This is a genomic window from Fructilactobacillus sp. YLN 2412, from assembly GCF_059488745.1.
This window is the reverse complement of sequence record NZ_CM183165.1, coordinates 1,312,702-1,328,568: the sequence shown is the minus strand read 5'-3', so window position 1 is coordinate 1,328,568 and position 15,867 is coordinate 1,312,702. Positions and strand designations below refer to the sequence as shown.

13 protein-coding genes and 1 riboswitch are annotated in these 15,867 nt (G+C 31.7%); of the genes, 8 read left to right on the top strand and 5 right to left on the bottom strand.

All coding sequences use genetic code 11. From position 1 onward, the window contains the following. Positions 1–211 precede the first annotated feature (211 nt). From AC0GLR_RS06735 to AC0GLR_RS06725, 3 genes are read left to right on the top strand one after another with little or no spacing between them, the layout of a single operon-like run. Positions 212–1,255 carry a PTS sugar transporter subunit IIC gene (locus AC0GLR_RS06735; protein ID WP_495604685.1) on the top strand — a complete coding sequence of 348 codons (1,044 nt, stop codon included), beginning with the start codon at positions 212–214 and terminating at the stop codon, positions 1,253–1,255. Between the two features lie 23 nt (positions 1,256–1,278). Further along, complete coding sequence (locus tag AC0GLR_RS06730; RefSeq protein WP_495604684.1) at positions 1,279–2,463, top strand: aminotransferase class I/II-fold pyridoxal phosphate-dependent enzyme; 1,185 nt, start codon at positions 1,279–1,281, stop codon at positions 2,461–2,463. Then, the gene (locus tag AC0GLR_RS06725; protein ID WP_495604683.1) at positions 2,456–3,454 is read left to right on the top strand and encodes a D-2-hydroxyacid dehydrogenase; all 999 of its coding nucleotides are present in this window, start codon (positions 2,456–2,458) and stop codon (positions 3,452–3,454) included. Before AC0GLR_RS06730 ends, AC0GLR_RS06725 begins: the two co-directional genes overlap by 8 nt. A 48-nt stretch (positions 3,455–3,502) precedes the next feature. On the opposite strand, the gene AC0GLR_RS06720 is transcribed toward AC0GLR_RS06725, so the two are convergent. Next, positions 3,503–4,060, bottom strand: a complete 558-nt coding sequence (locus AC0GLR_RS06720; RefSeq protein WP_495604682.1) for an ECF transporter S component — start codon at positions 4,058–4,060, stop codon at positions 3,503–3,505. A gap of 248 nt (positions 4,061–4,308) precedes the next feature. Beyond that, positions 4,309–4,440: riboswitch (FMN riboswitch) on the bottom strand. A 53-nt stretch (positions 4,441–4,493) separates the two neighbouring features. Further along, on the bottom strand, positions 4,494–5,003 hold the full coding sequence (locus tag AC0GLR_RS06715) for a TetR family transcriptional regulator (RefSeq protein ID WP_495604681.1): 510 nt from the start codon (positions 5,001–5,003) through the stop codon (positions 4,494–4,496). Positions 5,004–5,117: 114 nt separating this feature from the next. Between AC0GLR_RS06715 and AC0GLR_RS06710 the strand changes: the two genes are divergently transcribed. The 5 genes from AC0GLR_RS06710 (at position 5,118) to AC0GLR_RS06690 (ending at position 12,403) form a co-directional block, all read left to right on the top strand. Next, positions 5,118–7,430, top strand: coding sequence for an MMPL family transporter (locus AC0GLR_RS06710; RefSeq protein ID WP_495604680.1), 2,313 nt, complete (start codon positions 5,118–5,120; stop codon positions 7,428–7,430). Between the two features lie 99 nt (positions 7,431–7,529). Next, complete coding sequence (locus AC0GLR_RS06705) at positions 7,530–8,168, top strand: HD domain-containing protein (RefSeq protein WP_495604679.1); 639 nt, start codon at positions 7,530–7,532, stop codon at positions 8,166–8,168. A 114-nt stretch (positions 8,169–8,282) separates the two neighbouring features. Beyond that, complete coding sequence (locus AC0GLR_RS06700; protein WP_495604678.1) at positions 8,283–10,346, top strand: KUP/HAK/KT family potassium transporter; 2,064 nt, start codon at positions 8,283–8,285, stop codon at positions 10,344–10,346. Between the two features lie 146 nt (positions 10,347–10,492). Further along, positions 10,493–11,776, top strand: coding sequence for a replication-associated recombination protein A (locus AC0GLR_RS06695; RefSeq protein ID WP_495604677.1), 1,284 nt, complete (start codon positions 10,493–10,495; stop codon positions 11,774–11,776). Positions 11,777–11,806: 30 nt separating this feature from the next. Then, the gene (locus tag AC0GLR_RS06690) at positions 11,807–12,403 is read left to right on the top strand and encodes a DUF6037 family protein (protein WP_495604676.1); all 597 of its coding nucleotides are present in this window, start codon (positions 11,807–11,809) and stop codon (positions 12,401–12,403) included. A gap of 169 nt (positions 12,404–12,572) precedes the next feature. Here the strand turns inward: AC0GLR_RS06690 and AC0GLR_RS06685 are convergent, their stop codons facing one another. The 3 genes from AC0GLR_RS06685 to AC0GLR_RS06675 are packed head-to-tail and all read right to left on the bottom strand — an operon-like array spanning position 12,573 to position 15,545. Beyond that, the gene (locus tag AC0GLR_RS06685) at positions 12,573–13,055 is read right to left on the bottom strand and encodes a thioredoxin family protein (RefSeq protein WP_495604675.1); all 483 of its coding nucleotides are present in this window, start codon (positions 13,053–13,055) and stop codon (positions 12,573–12,575) included. Continuing rightward, positions 13,048–13,473, bottom strand: a complete 426-nt coding sequence (locus tag AC0GLR_RS06680; RefSeq protein ID WP_495604674.1) for a thioredoxin family protein — start codon at positions 13,471–13,473, stop codon at positions 13,048–13,050. The genes AC0GLR_RS06685 and AC0GLR_RS06680 overlap by 8 nt, the downstream gene beginning before the upstream one ends. A 5-nt stretch (positions 13,474–13,478) precedes the next feature. Beyond that, positions 13,479–15,545 (bottom strand): ATP-binding cassette domain-containing protein, encoded by a 2,067-nt coding sequence (locus AC0GLR_RS06675; protein WP_495604673.1) that lies wholly within the window; start codon positions 15,543–15,545, stop codon positions 13,479–13,481. Positions 15,546–15,867 lie beyond the last annotated feature (322 nt).

The window sequence follows — 15,867 nt, the reverse complement described above, 5'->3', positions numbered from 1 at the left end:
TAAATCAAAATAGTTTCTATTTTTACTTTGCTTGGTATGATAGCGTATCTAAGTGAGGTGATTTTGGTTGCCTGGTTAGATACCGTAAGGATACTAACTAGGTTTATCACAGATTGTCGTTGTTTATTTCTAATAACGAATGTGTTTTTAATCCCAGTTAGTATTCAGTTACTAACTGGGATTTTTTTATACAAAAAAGGAGAATTTGAAAATGAAAAGTAAACTTAAAAAACACACGTTAATTATTTTAAATGGAATGTCGATTGGGATTATTGTGTCTTTAATTCCAGGTGCTATTTTAAATGCAATTATTAAGCCGTTTGTTGGACAATTACCAGCATTAGGAATTATTTTAGCTCTAACTGGGATGGCAGCGATGATTTTACCTGCCATGACAGCAGTTTGCACAGGAATGTTAGCGAAGTTTACACCCATTCAAACGGCTTCGTTAGCACTAGCAGCCACAGTGGGAGCTGGGAATGCTAAATTTGTCAATGGAAATATCACTATTAATGGAAGCGGGAATGTTTTAAACATTGGAATCACAATTGTGGCGGCTTACCTATTGATTTTGTTTTTAGGGAAACGATTACAAGATTTCACTATTTTATTATTACCAACGTTAACTTTATTAATTGGCGGCGGGATTGGCCTATTAACGTTAAAACCAATTAATAATTTGACCGCTGCAATTGGGATGGGAATTGAATACTTAACGGGATTACAACCCATAGTAATGGGAGTGCTAATCGGGATGTGTTTTGCAGTATTAGTGATTTCTCCACTTAGTTCGGTTGGAATTGCAACAGCAATTGGAATTAACGGCATGGCAGCTGGATCTGCCAATTTAGGAATCGTTGCTTTGGCATTTACCGTTGCAATTGCTGGAGCGAAAGCAAATTCACTTGGAACGACCCTTTCTCATTTTATCGGGACACCTAAAATTCAAATGGCCAACATTCTCTCTAAACCAAAATTATTATTACCTTCACTAATTAATGCTGGAATTTTAGGTGGTTTAGGGGCTGTAATAGGAGTTAAAGGGACTCCAGTTAGTGCTGGATTTGGGTTATCGGGTTTAGTCGGACCGTTAGCAGATCTTGATGCCCATCCGCATGCCTCAATTATGTATTTAGTAATACTTGGCTTAATCTTCTTTATCATCCCACTTGGGTTAGCCTTTCTAAGTCGATTTATTTTCACCGACAAATTACATTTTCAAACTTCAGATGATTTGAAATTAGATTACAAATAATTAATTTTTAAAGGAGCTTAATTATGACAAAAAATTTAGTAAACAAAATGAACCGAGAAATGTTGCAACTATCACCATCATCAATTTTAAAATTCAATGATGAAGTTAGCCAAATTCCTGGAATTATTTCATTAACCCTCGGTGAACCGGACTTTGCCACTCCTGATCACATCAAAAATGCGGCAATTAAAAGTATCAAAGAAGATGAAAGTCACTATGCGCCAACTAAAGGAACTAAAAAGTTACGTGATGCTGCTGCTCATTTTCTCCGAAGTAAATATGACTTAAATTATAATCCTGATACGGAAATTATTATGACTGCTGGTGCAACTGGGGGAATTTATACTGCATTGACCTCGATTTTAAATCCCGGCGATGAAGTTTTGATTCCAACGCCAATTTTTCCACTTTATTTTCCAGTAACAATGTTACGAGGAGCTACCCCAATTTTTATGGATACCTCCAAAACAAACTTTGTACTGACCCCGGAACAGTTAGAACAAAATTTAAAAGCCCATCCTAAAACGAAAGCAATTATTCTAAACTTTCCTTCTAATCCAACGGGAAAAACTTATCATCAAGCCGAATTGAAAAAAATAGCGGACGTGATTAAACACCATGATATCTTTGTTATTTCTGATGAAATATATAGTGAGCTGACTTATGATAAGAAACACGTTTCAATTGCCAAATATTTACCCGAACAAACCATTTTATTGAATGGAGTTTCAAAATCACATGCAATGACGGGTTGGAGAATTGGAATTATGGCAGCCCCTCAAGATATTACCAGTCAGTTAGAAAAAATTGATCAGTTTACGATTACTTCAACAACTACAAATGCACAGGCGGCAGCAGCTGAAGCTTTAGGTAATGGAATGGACGATGCAGCAGTGATGAAAGCAGAATACCAAAAGCGTCGTGACTTTGTTTATCGAAAAATGAAAGAATTAGGTTTTGAGATTGCTAATCCAGATGGAGCTTTTTATATTTTTGCAAAAATACCTGCAGATTTGATACAAAATAGTATGGATTTTAGTTACGATTTGGCTCGAAAAGCCAAAGTTGCCGTAGTTCCTGGTAGTTCATTCGGACCTGGTGGAGAAGGATACGTTCGGATTAGTTATGCGACTTCGATGGACAACTTACAACGAGCTATGGAAAACATCAGTAAGTATGTAACGACAGAAAGGAAAGAAAATGACTAAAATATTAATGTACAGTGTACGTGATGATGAAAAACCGGCTATTAAACAGTGGAGTTTTGATCATCAAGTGATTGTCGACACTACTCATCATGAGTTTCATAATGAGACAGTAACAATGGCTGAGGGATATGATGGAATTGTAATTCAGCAACGTGGAGCGATTAGTGATAATTCTAAAATTTACTCACAGTTAGCTAAAATGGGGATTAAACAACTTACAACTAGGACAGCTGGGGTAGATGTAATTAATCTGTCAGCGGCTAAAGCAGCTGGATTAGTCGTAACCAATGTTCCAGCATATTCCCCTCATTCAGTTGCAGAAATGTCGGTGACACAAACCATGCGCCTCATTCGTAACTTGGAAATTGTTGAAAAGCGAAGTGATAATAACGACTATAAATTACGCGGACCAATTGCTAGAGAAATAAGAACTTTAACAGTTGGAATTATTGGAGCAGGAAGAATCGGCGGGACAGCAGCACGCTTATTTAATGCCCTAGGCGCCAATGTGATTGCTTATGATCCAATTCATCACAATGAATTAAAAGATGTTTTAACATATGTCGATACTAAAAATGAATTATTAAAGCAAGCTGATGTCGTTGATTTACACGTGGATTTAAACGAGACCTCAAAGGGATTAATTGATGCTGATGCTTTAGAACAGATGAAACCAGATGCTTTTTTGGTAAATGCATCTCGTGGACCAGTTGTGGTAACGGAAGACTTGATTAACGCGTTGCAAAATAAGGAAATCGCTGGAGCAGCTCTTGATACTATCGAAGGTGAAGCAGCCATCTTTGATAAGGATTTGCAGGGACGTCCAATTCCAGATAAAAATTTTAATGCATTGCATGCGATGCCCAACGTTATGATTACACCACATATCGGTTTTTATACTAATATGGCCGTGAAAAACATGGTTGAAATTAGTTTAAATGATGTATTGGCAATTATTAACGATAAGCCGTTCGAAAATGAAGTTAAATAAATTTAAAAAGCATTTTCCAGTTATTAGTTGGAAAATGCTTTTTAAAATTTATTTTGCTTTTTTTAAACGACTGAAAATTAAGATGAAGATGGTTCCATCAACTAGTCCTTTAATTAAATTAAAAGGGGCAACTCCGAGTGCTACAATCTTTGCCAAAGGAATTCCAAGGTTAAAACCAAAAGCTTTCATATAAAGAGGGAGAAAAACAAAGTAATTTAGAATACTCATGACAATTGCTAAGGTAACTGCTACCACGAGGACAGGTAAAAATCGAATTAAACTATGTTTTACGACATCTTTTCTGAAAAGATAAAAGACTAAGATGAAAATTAAAGAAACAATTAAAGAAGATGAAAGACCGATTAATTCAGGAATTGAAAAGCCCATGGTCATCCAATATAAAAATAATTTCAGTAATAGAATTTCAACGGCTCCCAACGATCCAACCATAAACAAACCGATTAAGATTGGCAAATCAGAAAAATCGAGTTTTAAGAAAGAGAAGGAAGGTATGATTGGAAACGATAAAAACATTAATGCATATGCTAAAGCTGCTAAAATTGAAACTAAAACCATAGTTTTGGTTTTTTTGTTATTGATTTGCAAAATAATCACCTCATAAAATAAATACGAACAGGACAAGATAGATTTAGATGGCATCGTTACCTGATAACCGGGGCAGATTAACAGCACTAGCCGATTATTTTTAAGTTATTTGAATATCCATTTGTAATCACCCCAATAAAAAAGCCCCACAAAGTTAATTGCGGGGCATACGTTTATTTTCCAACTGAAAGATAACCTAAATATAGCAACTCTAACGGAGTTGATAATTAGGTAAACTAATTCAATTAAGACTTCTTCTCCCATCCAGACTATACTGTCGGTTCTAGATTTTCACTAGATCAACCGCTTAACGCGGGTCACGGACTTCGATGTTAATCGTTACCGTCGGTTGGGAATTTCACCCTGCCCCGAAGAAGTATTATTTAATTTATCTAAAATATATCCTATCTCAATGAATTTTACAATAGTAAATTTAATGAGGTGGGAATTTTTTGGTTTGATAGATGTGATCTAAGTAATCATAATTACTTTCCAATGAATAATGTTGGTCATTTAATTCATTCCAACCAAGTACGGCAGCAAAACGACCTAGATACCAAAGAATATCATAATCTCCGTCATTCTTTTTTACAAAAGAATTAGCAAAAGTTTTGGGTAAAATATTACTAAACTGATTATCAGTGGATTGTCGAGAGAGAATTGTTTTTAAAGTAGCGTTACTCATAAATACGTTATAAAAATTACGAAAAGGAGCGATTTTGAATTCATCTAGTTGCAAGTCACTATCGATAATTTGCCGAGTAATAAATTCTTCCAATAAATCGTATTTATCAACATAGTGTTGGTAAAAGGTATTACGATGAATCATGGCATGTTTTACAATTTCTGTAATCGTGATATCACCAAAAGCCTTTTTTTGTAGCAAATTACTAAAACTTTCCATAATGAATTTATCGGTTCTGATTTTTCTTAAATCACTCAAATCAACACTTCCTATACAATGCATATTTTATGTGCATTGTATCATATTTAAACATTTAATATTAATTTAAACTGATTAGAATAAGTACCATGAATAAATGATGGAGGTTGAAAAATGAAGAATTGGTTGAATAAACTTGGACAGTGGATTTTCCAAAATAAGTGGAAAACACTGTTAGGTTGGTTAGTAATTTTAGTTATATTTGTGGGATCATTGGTTCACTTAGGAAGTAATTTTGAACAAAATTTAAAAATTAGCGGAATTCCTTCGACCGATGTGCAAAAGACTATCAAACATGAATTTCATCGCAATCTGTCCGCAGGAACCATGAATGTTGTTTTACAAGGCGACAAGGGCGATATTACTAAGAAAAAAACAAAACAAGATATTTCTAAACAGATTAATGAGCTAAAGGGAACTAATGGGATTAAAACCATTAGCGATCCTTATCAGACCCAAGCCATTAGTAAAGATAAATCAACAACTTATGTTCAAATTACTTTTAAAAAGGATGCTAGGTTAGTACCTGATAAATCGATTAATAATGTTAAGAGTCACTTTAATCACTTGAAGCAACAAAATTTAAAGGTTGCCTTTAATGGGACAGTTAATATCGTTAAAACTGATATTGGCGGCTTATCAGAAATTGTCGGAATTGCGATTGCCTTTATTTTGTTAATGATTTTATTTAGATCATTTATCACAGCTGGAATGCCAATCATTAGTGCTTTAGTCGGATTAGGAACCGGTTTGATTTTGATCACAGTTGGAACTAACTTTTTTACGGTAACAGATGTTGCAAAGACGCTTTCGGTGATGTTGAGTTTAGCAGTTGGAATTGACTATGCTCTATTTATTGTGCACCGTTATCGTACTGAATTAAACAAGCATGATACGCCTGGCGCTGCTATGGGGGCAGCGTTGGCCAGTGCTGGATCATCAGTACTATTTGCTGGAGTCACTGTTATCATTGCAGTAGCTGGCTTGAGCATTATCGGTATCGACTTTTTAACGCAGATGGGATTAGCAGCTGCAGTTAGTGTGATTTTTTCAGTTCTTTCAGCGTTAACATTTTTACCAGCCTTAATTTCATTAGGACATAAGTTTATTAAACCAGAAAAGGTTTCTACTGAGTCCAAAGTTAAAAGGTCCGGCTGGTTTACGAATATGATTGCCCATCGACCATTAATTTCTGCTATTTTAGCAGTTGTGATTTTATTAGGGATGGCAATTCCTTCGATGCATATGCGTTTAGGAATGCCATATGATGGTGCATTACCTACCAACAATACGAAACGTCAAGCGTATGATATGATGACCGATAAATTTGGGGCTGGTACCAACTCGCAATTAATCGGAATCATCGAATTTGATAAAGGTACTAGTAACACCGAAAAAGAAAAGGCAATTAAAAGAATAATTCATAAAATTAATAACATGAAAGATGTTTCGATGATTGTGCCGATGGAAAACAAAGCGGCTCTCAAGAAATTTCAATCAAAAGCATATCAAGCTCAAGTTAAAGCTGATGGAGAAACTTACGTTAAACAACGGATGATGACTGCAATGCAGCAAAATCCACAAATGAGTTCAACCCAACAGCAGGCTTTAATGAAACAAGCAACGGATGAATATCAAAACCAAGTAAAAGCTAAGATGAAAAAAGCAGTTATGAGTCCTGTACAAATGAGCAATAATCATAATTATGCGATGCTGGTGGTAATTCCAAAGACTGGGCCAGCATCAGCTCGAACCGAAAACTTAGCTAAAGAAATTAACAGTTATTCTAAGGACAATCAAAGCGATTTACATTCTAAGATTATTTTATCTGGTAGCAATGCAGTTAATATTGACATTACAGAAAAACTTAATAAAGCAATTCCAGTATTTGCAACCTTAGTTATGTTGTTGGCGTTTGTTCTCTTAATGATTGTTTTTCGTTCCTTCGTAATTCCATTAGTTGCTATGGTTGGATTTGGTTTATCGCTACTGGCTTCCTTTGGGATGGTAACGCTCGTTATTCAAGATGGTTTCTTAAAATCACTCTTTGGAATTAGCGTGGGAGCACCAGTTTTGGCGTTCTTACCCGTAATTGCAATTGGGGTTTTGTTTGGATTAGCGATGGATTATGAAGTGTTTATGGTTTCCAGAATTAGGGAAGAATATTTAGCTACTCATGATAATGAGTATTCGGTCAAAGTTGGGATTAAAACTAGCGGTCCTGTGATTATTACGGCTGCTTTAATCATGATTGCAGTTTTTGGAAGTTTTATTCTTTCCCCTGATCCAACGATTAAGTCGATTGGGATTATGCTATCATTTGGGGTCTTCTTTGATGCATTTCTAGTTCGAATGATTTTTGTACCAGCAATGATTAGATTGTTTGGTAAGTATAATTGGAAATTTCCTAAATTTAAACAAAAATAATTTAAATTTTTAGAGTTTTAAAAGACTGCCGTATTTATATACGACGGTCTTTTTTTAGGCTAAAATTGTAATATGTACTAATAAAAGGGGTAACTTAAAATGAATAATAAATTAACACAAGTTCAGAAATACTCACAAGAAATGATGGCCGATGACCATTCCGGTCATGGTTTCGACCACATTGAACGAGTGATTAATCTGGTTTTAAGGATTTTGACTGATGAACCTGCTAATGGTGAAATTGCTCTCACGGCTGCTTATCTGCATGATGTTTTTGATGATAAGTTATGTGCTGACCCAGTAAAAAAGCGGACAGAGGTATTGGAAAAATTAAGCGAATTCGGTTATTCACAAGCCGAGATTGAACAAGTGATGGATATTATTGATCATATGTCTTTTGCTGATAATTTAGATGAACAATATCCTTTAACTAAAGAGGGGAAAATTGTGCAAGATGCTGATCGACTTGATTCAATTGGGGCGATTGGGATTGCCCGTGCATTTGCTTATGGCGCAGTTCATGGTGCTCCAATGTACGATCCAAAGATTCGACCTCGACGCCATATGACTAAAAAAGAATATCGAGAGAAAGAAACGACCATTAATCATTTTTACGAAAAATTATTTAAGGTGGCTGACGAAATGAATACGCGCACGGCGCAACATATTGCCTATTCACGTAAAGTTTATATGCAACGGTTTGTTGAAGAGTTTAAATCAGAATGGAATGAGTTATAAAAACTTCTTGCAACTCAGCGTGGTAAGATACACAATGTATCATTGGGACGTTATTTCCTAAGTTAATATGAAATTAATGTAAAAACGGAAAGTGTTTTTACATTTGGAGGAATCATGAAAAATAATACTAATAAAATCACGTTGGCAGGAATGATTATTGCCATTGGAATTGTATATGGTGATATTGGAACTTCGCCACTATACGTTATGAATGCAGTATTAAACGATGATAAATCTCCGGTTAATATTAATCCAGCCTATGTGACTGGTTCAATATCGCTGATTTTTTGGACTTTGATGATTATTACTACTTTTAAATACGTTATTTTGGCAATGAACGCTGGTAACCATGGTGAAGGTGGAATTTTCTCGCTTTATGCCTTAGTAAAAAAGAATGCCAAATGGCTGATTATTCCGGCGTTAATTGGGGGAGCATCTATCTTAGCTGATGGAACGTTGACACCTGCCGTTACGGTTTCATCTGCAGTAGAAGGTTTGAAAACCCAGCATTTGGGAATTGATCAGCATGAGGTCTTGATTATTACGACCATTATTTTATTGGTGATCTTTTTTGTACAGCGCTTTGGGACGGCAGCGATTGGAAAGTTTTTAGGACCGATTATGGTCATCTGGTTCCTGTTTCTGGGAGTGACTGGAGTCATGAATATTGTGTCATATCCCCAGATTATTGCAGCTCTATCGCCATTGAAAGCAATTGAAACGCTCTTTAGTCCGTCTAATAAAGCCGGGATTTTTATTTTAGGGAGTGTATTCCTAGCTACAACTGGTGCAGAGGCATTGTATTCTGACATGGGACACGTTGGAAAAGCTAATATTCGCATGACCTGGCCGTTTGTTTATTTAGCTTTAACCTTAAATTATTTAGGTCAAGGTGCTTGGATTATCAATAACGCTCATAGTGGTAACTTTGTTAGTCAATTTAAGAGTATTAATCCATTTTATGGCATGTTGCCTAGTACTTGGATGATTTTTGGGATGGTAATTGCAACATTAGCTGCGATTATTGCGTCCCAAGCATTGATTACAGGTTCATACACATTGGTATCGGAAGCAATGGGACTTAAATTGCTACCTAGAATGGTAATTAAACACCCTGGTAATACCAGAAGTCAGATTTATATTGCTACGGTTAACTGGATTTTATGTGCGATTACCATTAGTGTTGTTTGGTACTTTGGCAGCTCGGAAAAAATGGAAGCTGCTTATGGTTTAGCGATTACGATTACGATGCTGATGACCACGGTTTTATTGTTTTCGTACTTGCAAAAGAAATTTGGGCTCAAATGGGCTTTGCCAATTGGATTGTTCTTTGGCTTGATTGAAATGGTCTTTTTCATTGCCAGTTGTGTCAAGTTCGTTCACGGTGGATACATTACCTTGATTATCATGTTAGCTATTTTGTACGTAATGTGGATTTGGTACTTTGGAAACAAAGCGCGGGAACGTTACGACCAAGAAAGTGAATTTGTAGATGTTACTGAATATCGTGATCAACTAAAAAAGCTGAGCAATGATGTTAGTATTCCTATGTATGCAACTAACTTGGTTTACATGACGAAGATGCATGATGGATATAAAATCAAACGAAATGTTATGTATTCAATTTTGGATGAAGATCCAAAACGGGCCCAAGTGTATTGGTTTGTATCTGTGAATGAAACGGATGTTCCATACGAAAGTAATTATACGATTGATATGATGGGTACTGATAACATGGTTAATGTGCAATTGTATCTTGGGTTTAAAAAGAATCAAAATATCAGTTCATACTTGCATCAAATTGTTGATAATTTAGTTAGCCAAGGTTTGATTCAGAATCAGGTACCAAAATTTACGACTGAGAAGAATCGAAAAATTGGGAACTTTAAGTTTGTTATTATTAAAGAAATGCCAAATGATTTGGTATATAACGATGAAATCAAACCAATTGATCGTCATATGATTCGGGAACGAATTTTCTTACAAAATATTACTGCTTCGCCAATTAAATGGTTTGGTCTGGAATTTAGTGATGTGGTACAAGAGATTTCCCCATTATTCATTTATAAGCAAATTGATAATTATTTGGTACAACGAAAGATTGTTAATCGTCCTAGTCAGGATGTTTATAAAATTAAACCGTTAAACCCAGATGATAAAGATAGTCCTGAAGACTAACAATAACAAAAGGAGTCGCTAGATTGAATTTTCAATCTGACGACTCCTTTTTTCGCCATTCTAGCTATTAAGATGCTAAAATATTATACTAATCTAATTAGTTTAAAAATAATTCGTTTATCCTTTGCCATTAAGTAGGAGTAATAATGTCACAAGAATCACTCTCTTTATTTAATAAAAATAAAATTCATCAACCGCTTGCTGATGCTATGCGTCCCAAAACTATTGACCAGATTGTTGGACAGCAGCAGTTGTTAGAGCCGGGGAAGCCCTTACGTCAAATAATCGACAAGAAAATCCCAATCTCGCTGATTCTTTGGGGTCCGCCTGGTACTGGGAAATCTACGTTGGCATATGTCATGTCTAATATGCTGGAGTTACCATTAGAAAGTTATAACGCCAGTATTAATAATAAGGCAGACTTACAAAAAATAGTTAATCAGCATGAAAATGAGTCGTTTATCCTACAACTTGATGAAATTCATCGTCTGACTAAACCAGTTCAAGACTTTTTGTTGCCATTTTTAGAATCTGGTCAAATTATGTTAGTTGGAACGACGACTGAAAATCCAATCATTACCATTAATCCAGCCGTCAGATCACGCTGTGAAATATTTGAAATGAAACCGGTCCAAACTAAAGATATCATGATTGTTTTAAAAAGAACTGCCAAAGATATTTTTAAGTTTGAGCTAGATGATGAATCAGCGAAAATGATTGGAAACTCGGCTAATGGGGATGTGAGAGTCTCGTTAAATATTTTAGAAACGCTTTTTGCGATGTATGGAAAAGACTTAACTCATGAGCAGATCATTGAATTTGCTAAAAATCAGCATTTTGCTTTTGATAAAGATACCACTTATCACTATGATTATTTGAGTGCTTTTAACTATGCAATTATCGGTTCAGATACTGATGCGGCTTTATATTATTTAAGTGTCATTTTAAAATCAGGTGATCTTGAATCGGCCATCAGAAGAATCCGCGATGCTGCTTATATGTGTATTGGATTGGCTTCACCAAGTGCAGTGGATACGGCAGTCCTTGCTTGTCAGACAGCGCAAGAAATCGGACTTCCCCGGGCATCAACAAATCTAGCCTATGCCACGATCACTTTGTGCTTAGCTCCAAAATCAGATTCAGCTTGGAAGTCATATGAACGGGCAGCGGTTGATGGCGAAAAACCTAATCAAATGTACCCAATGCCAAGTTATTTACGTGATTCTCACTATAAACATTCGGTAGAATTAACTGGCGGTGGGGATATGATTAATCCATTTAATGAACCACATCAGGTGGCACACCAAAAGTATTTACCAGAAAAATTGGAAAATAGGGAATACTATAAACCGCGAGATAATAAACGGGAGCAGGAATATTATAAGCGGTATCAAGCGTTGAAGAAGTATTTTTATGGTGATGAAGATTAATATAGTAAATTTTTAAAGGAGTGTTTGTAAATGGCTTTTAAATTTAACAAATTTAAAAATTTTATGAAAGAAAATGGATATGTTACTGAAATTGTTGAATTTGATTATAATAATAATTTATTTACAATGTTATTTCAGGTTTTAGACAAAGATAGAAGAAAGTTTGTTTTCTTTAAAAGAGGTAGCAATGAAAACTTAGACATAGATACTAACAAAAATTTTGAAATAGAAATTCCTTTAAATGAAAATAAATATAGAGAAGTAACATTATTTTTTGAAATAGAATATAATCTTGAGAATAAATTTAAACCATTTAATTTATTTAAATACATTGATGATAATTTTGTAGGGGTGGATACTAATAATTATGATAGAAAAATGCTAGCTGATGCTTACTATTTGGAAAATCCAAACGCGATATACTATGATGGCTTAATTGATTGGCGCAATAAGAATACTAAGCATGTCACTGAATCCAATAGAGCTAAAACACAAAGATTATTACCAGAACTTTTTTCTATTATTTGTAATGAAGATATATCAGTTAGATATACAGAAAATGAAAAAAATAAAGACGAAGAAATTAATGAAATTAAAAGTGACATCAAAAATAAAAATTATTTTTGATTTTTTTTAAATGATTTATTAATCTTATTAAGTTGTAACAACTTTTGATTTTTTATTATATACACTAAAAATAATTTACTAACTTATTAAATTAAAAGATTAATATATAATGATTATTATTGTTTATAAAGTTTATATACTAAAATTTTATTAGTTGTTAATGATAGATTTATACATTTTCTTTTATAAATTTAAATATGGATTTATTATTGATACCACTTTCCGGAGTCCAACCAATTTGTTTATAAGTATGTTTGTTTTTTATTAAAGCGATAGTTGGAGTGTATTTTATATTATAAGTTTTTATAAAATCATTCCACTTAGCTTTATTGTTTCTAATTTTTGATATATCGACATAATAGACATTGTTTTCTAAATTATTTGTCTTTAAAAATGATATTAATTTTGGATCAAATTTTTGACAATCTGAGCAACTGGTTTTTCCAATATATACTATGAAAGTTTGATTTTTCTTCATTTTTGTTTTTAATGTACTGATGTTTAATGTGTTTAATTCTTCAAATATTTTTGGTTTTTCATTTAATTCTGTTTTTATTTTTGTGTTTTTTTCATTTTGTATATAATTTAGTGAAATTGATATTAATAATATTAATATTATTGCATATGGACATATTTTTTTTGATTTAATCATTATAAATTTTCTCCAACGATTTATATTTATTAAATATTTGTTTTATTTCACAAGCGTTTTGATTTCCTATATATTGGTATTGTTTTTTTCTATATATAATTAGGGTTACTGGCGTTGATTCTAGATTATATTTTTTTGCAAAATCGTTATTTTTTGAGGTAGCGTTTACATAATAAACAAATATTTTGTTTTTTTTAGCATATTTATAAAGATTAGGATAATAAGAATTACATGCTTCACAACTTGATGAACCATAATATACTAATATGACTCTTTTTTTAGATAATTTTTCTAGATAAGTCAGATTTTCATTTTGAAATTTAACTTTATTTTTATTAATATTTATACTATTAAATAGAAAAACAATAAGTGGAATTGAAATTAATAATAGCATTGTAAATAAGAAATTTTTTTTCATGAGGTTTAACCCTTAATATTTATTTTATTTGTTTCCTGAATTTTAAGAAAATTATCATGTGTTATTATAATGATTATTTTTTTATTTGAAACTAAAGATTGTATTATTTTATAAAATTCTATTTTACTATTTTTATCTAAATTAGAAGTTGGTTCATCAAAAAGATATATAGGCTTATCTTTTAAAAGTGTTCTTAATATTAAAATTTTTTGTTTTTGTCCTAAAGATATGTTTTCCCCATGATAAGAAATCATATGATTATCGGGTAAATCAATGTTTAATTTGCTTTTTAGTTCCTTATACTTATTTTTATTATAATTAGAAACAGTTTTTTTAGAAAAAACATTAAATATAGAATTATTTAATACAGTTTGATCAAATAAAGTCATTTCATGACTATAAAATGATATATTATTAGATAAATTTTTAATATTTATATTTTTTTCTTTTAATTGTATAGAAATATTTCCACTTTTTGGAATTATCATTCCTGATATTATTTTTAAAAGTGTAGATTTTCCAACACCATTTTCACCACTTATTATATTAACTTTGTCATTTTTAAATGTTATATTGGGATAATATATATTTTTATTTTTATATGAAAATATTAAATTATTTATATTTATTTTTTGTATGGTTTTATTTTTTTTCTCTTTAATAATTGGTTGTTCTTTATCTTTAAAAAATCTTTTTCTATTAAGGTATTCAATTGAATTTTTACTTTGAACATATCCTATATATTCATTAAAAATCATTGAAAAACCAGAAGTTATTATAAATAATAAATATATTCCACTATCAATTTCACTTGAAAGAGTTATTTGGGAATGGTTATATAAATATATATATACAGCAATTAAACTAATCATCATTCCTGTTATGGAACCTTGAATAAATGTTTGAAATCCTATAACAGTTTTTGCGTAATCTAAGTTTTTTCTAAAATATGAATTCATTTCATTATTTAAGTCTTGTATAGCATTTTTTTCATAATTAAAAGCTTTTAAATCAAAATTTGATTGTATGAATTTTACAAAAGTACTGGCATATAAGTTTGAACTCTTTAAATTTTCTTGGAACTTATTGCTGATTTTTACTGCATATTTCTTCAAAAATATTGCTATTATTAAACACCATAATATTAATATGAATGCTAATATTTGATTGTAAATAAATAACATTATTATAAGAAAAATAACGTAAATAAGATAGTATGTTAGAAAGAATCTATTAATTAATCCTTGTATTGCTGTTAAAGTATTCCAAAAATATGCTGATATTGAATCGATGTCATTTTTAGAATCAATGTTGTTTATTTCATTTATATAAAAAGAATTTATAATTTTATTTTGTATATTGTTTTTTAGATTAATTTGTTCAGAAACAATAAAGTTTAATGCTTTGTAGAATATGATCAAAAAAATGGCTGAAATAATAATTAGTACCGAAAAATTAATTAAATTAAGTGTGCTTAAATAATTTTCAAGTAATAATGCCAAAAATTGAGTTAAAAATATTGGTAATATAAAAGTTAATATTAAACAAATGCTTAATTTTATTTTTTTAAATAAAGGTATTTCTTTAATAATTTTTTTTAGAAGAATGCTTGAAAATGTTTTTTGATTATTTTTTAGAAGATGTTTTTGATTTTTATCAAGACAGATGACATAGCCTGTAAATATTTTTCTGAAATCACTTAATCTAATATATTTAATCTTTTGTTCACTAGGATCAGATATTAATATTTTCTTAGATTTTATTTTATGGATAACAATGTAGTGAGGAATTCCATTGTTTGAAACTCTTGCAATTATTGGCATTTTTTGAAATGATAACTGTTTAAAATTTTCCACTTCGTAACATTCTGATTTTAACCCATAAGAATATAAAATTTTTTTGATAGTTAAAAGTGATAATCCTTGAAGATACTCGTGTTTTTTTGATGTATTATATTTTTCTATTTTATTTTCGATATAATTATGATTTATGTTAAATCTTTTTAGTACAGTTTCTATAACAGCATATCCACAATCATAATTTTCATGTTGAATGGTGTGGCTATATCTCATTCTAGTCTCCTTATAACATTCTATGTTTTTATATAGTTTATAGAGTGTGTTTTGTGAGAAGCTTAAAAATTCTAAATAACCAAAAATCTCACTATAACGGTTAAAAAATCGTTATAGTGGGATTTTTTGTTAATTATTTAACTATAAATTGTATAACAATAAACGAACCATCCCCATTTTTTCTTACATACACTATGGTAATGTTTTCCACCAGCTGTAATGTTAAGTGCTTGATTTTGGGTTAATGTCTTCATATAATCACCTCATTTCATTTATACTATAATAAATATAATCATTTACTATAAAATGATTATATCATAAT

What these genes read in the sequence shown, in the direction of transcription:
- AC0GLR_RS06735 (WP_495604685.1), top strand. Translation starts at nt 212, where the DNA reads ATGAAAAGTAAACTTAAAAAACACACGTTAATTATTTTAAATGGAATG.
- AC0GLR_RS06730 (WP_495604684.1), top strand. Translation starts at nt 1,279, where the DNA reads ATGACAAAAAATTTAGTAAACAAAATGAACCGAGAAATGTTGCAACTA.
- AC0GLR_RS06725 (WP_495604683.1), top strand. Translation starts at nt 2,456, where the DNA reads ATGACTAAAATATTAATGTACAGTGTACGTGATGATGAAAAACCGGCT.
- AC0GLR_RS06675 (WP_495604673.1), bottom strand. Translation starts at nt 15,545, where the DNA reads ATGAGATATAGCCACACCATTCAACATGAAAATTATGATTGTGGATAT.
- AC0GLR_RS06685 (WP_495604675.1), bottom strand. Translation starts at nt 13,055, where the DNA reads ATGATTAAATCAAAAAAAATATGTCCATATGCAATAATATTAATATTA.
- AC0GLR_RS06695 (WP_495604677.1), top strand. Translation starts at nt 10,493, where the DNA reads ATGTCACAAGAATCACTCTCTTTATTTAATAAAAATAAAATTCATCAA.
- AC0GLR_RS06710 (WP_495604680.1), top strand. Translation starts at nt 5,118, where the DNA reads ATGAAGAATTGGTTGAATAAACTTGGACAGTGGATTTTCCAAAATAAG.
- AC0GLR_RS06700 (WP_495604678.1), top strand. Translation starts at nt 8,283, where the DNA reads ATGAAAAATAATACTAATAAAATCACGTTGGCAGGAATGATTATTGCC.
- AC0GLR_RS06680 (WP_495604674.1), bottom strand. Translation starts at nt 13,473, where the DNA reads ATGAAAAAAAATTTCTTATTTACAATGCTATTATTAATTTCAATTCCA.
- AC0GLR_RS06690 (WP_495604676.1), top strand. Translation starts at nt 11,807, where the DNA reads ATGGCTTTTAAATTTAACAAATTTAAAAATTTTATGAAAGAAAATGGA.
- AC0GLR_RS06705 (WP_495604679.1), top strand. Translation starts at nt 7,530, where the DNA reads ATGAATAATAAATTAACACAAGTTCAGAAATACTCACAAGAAATGATG.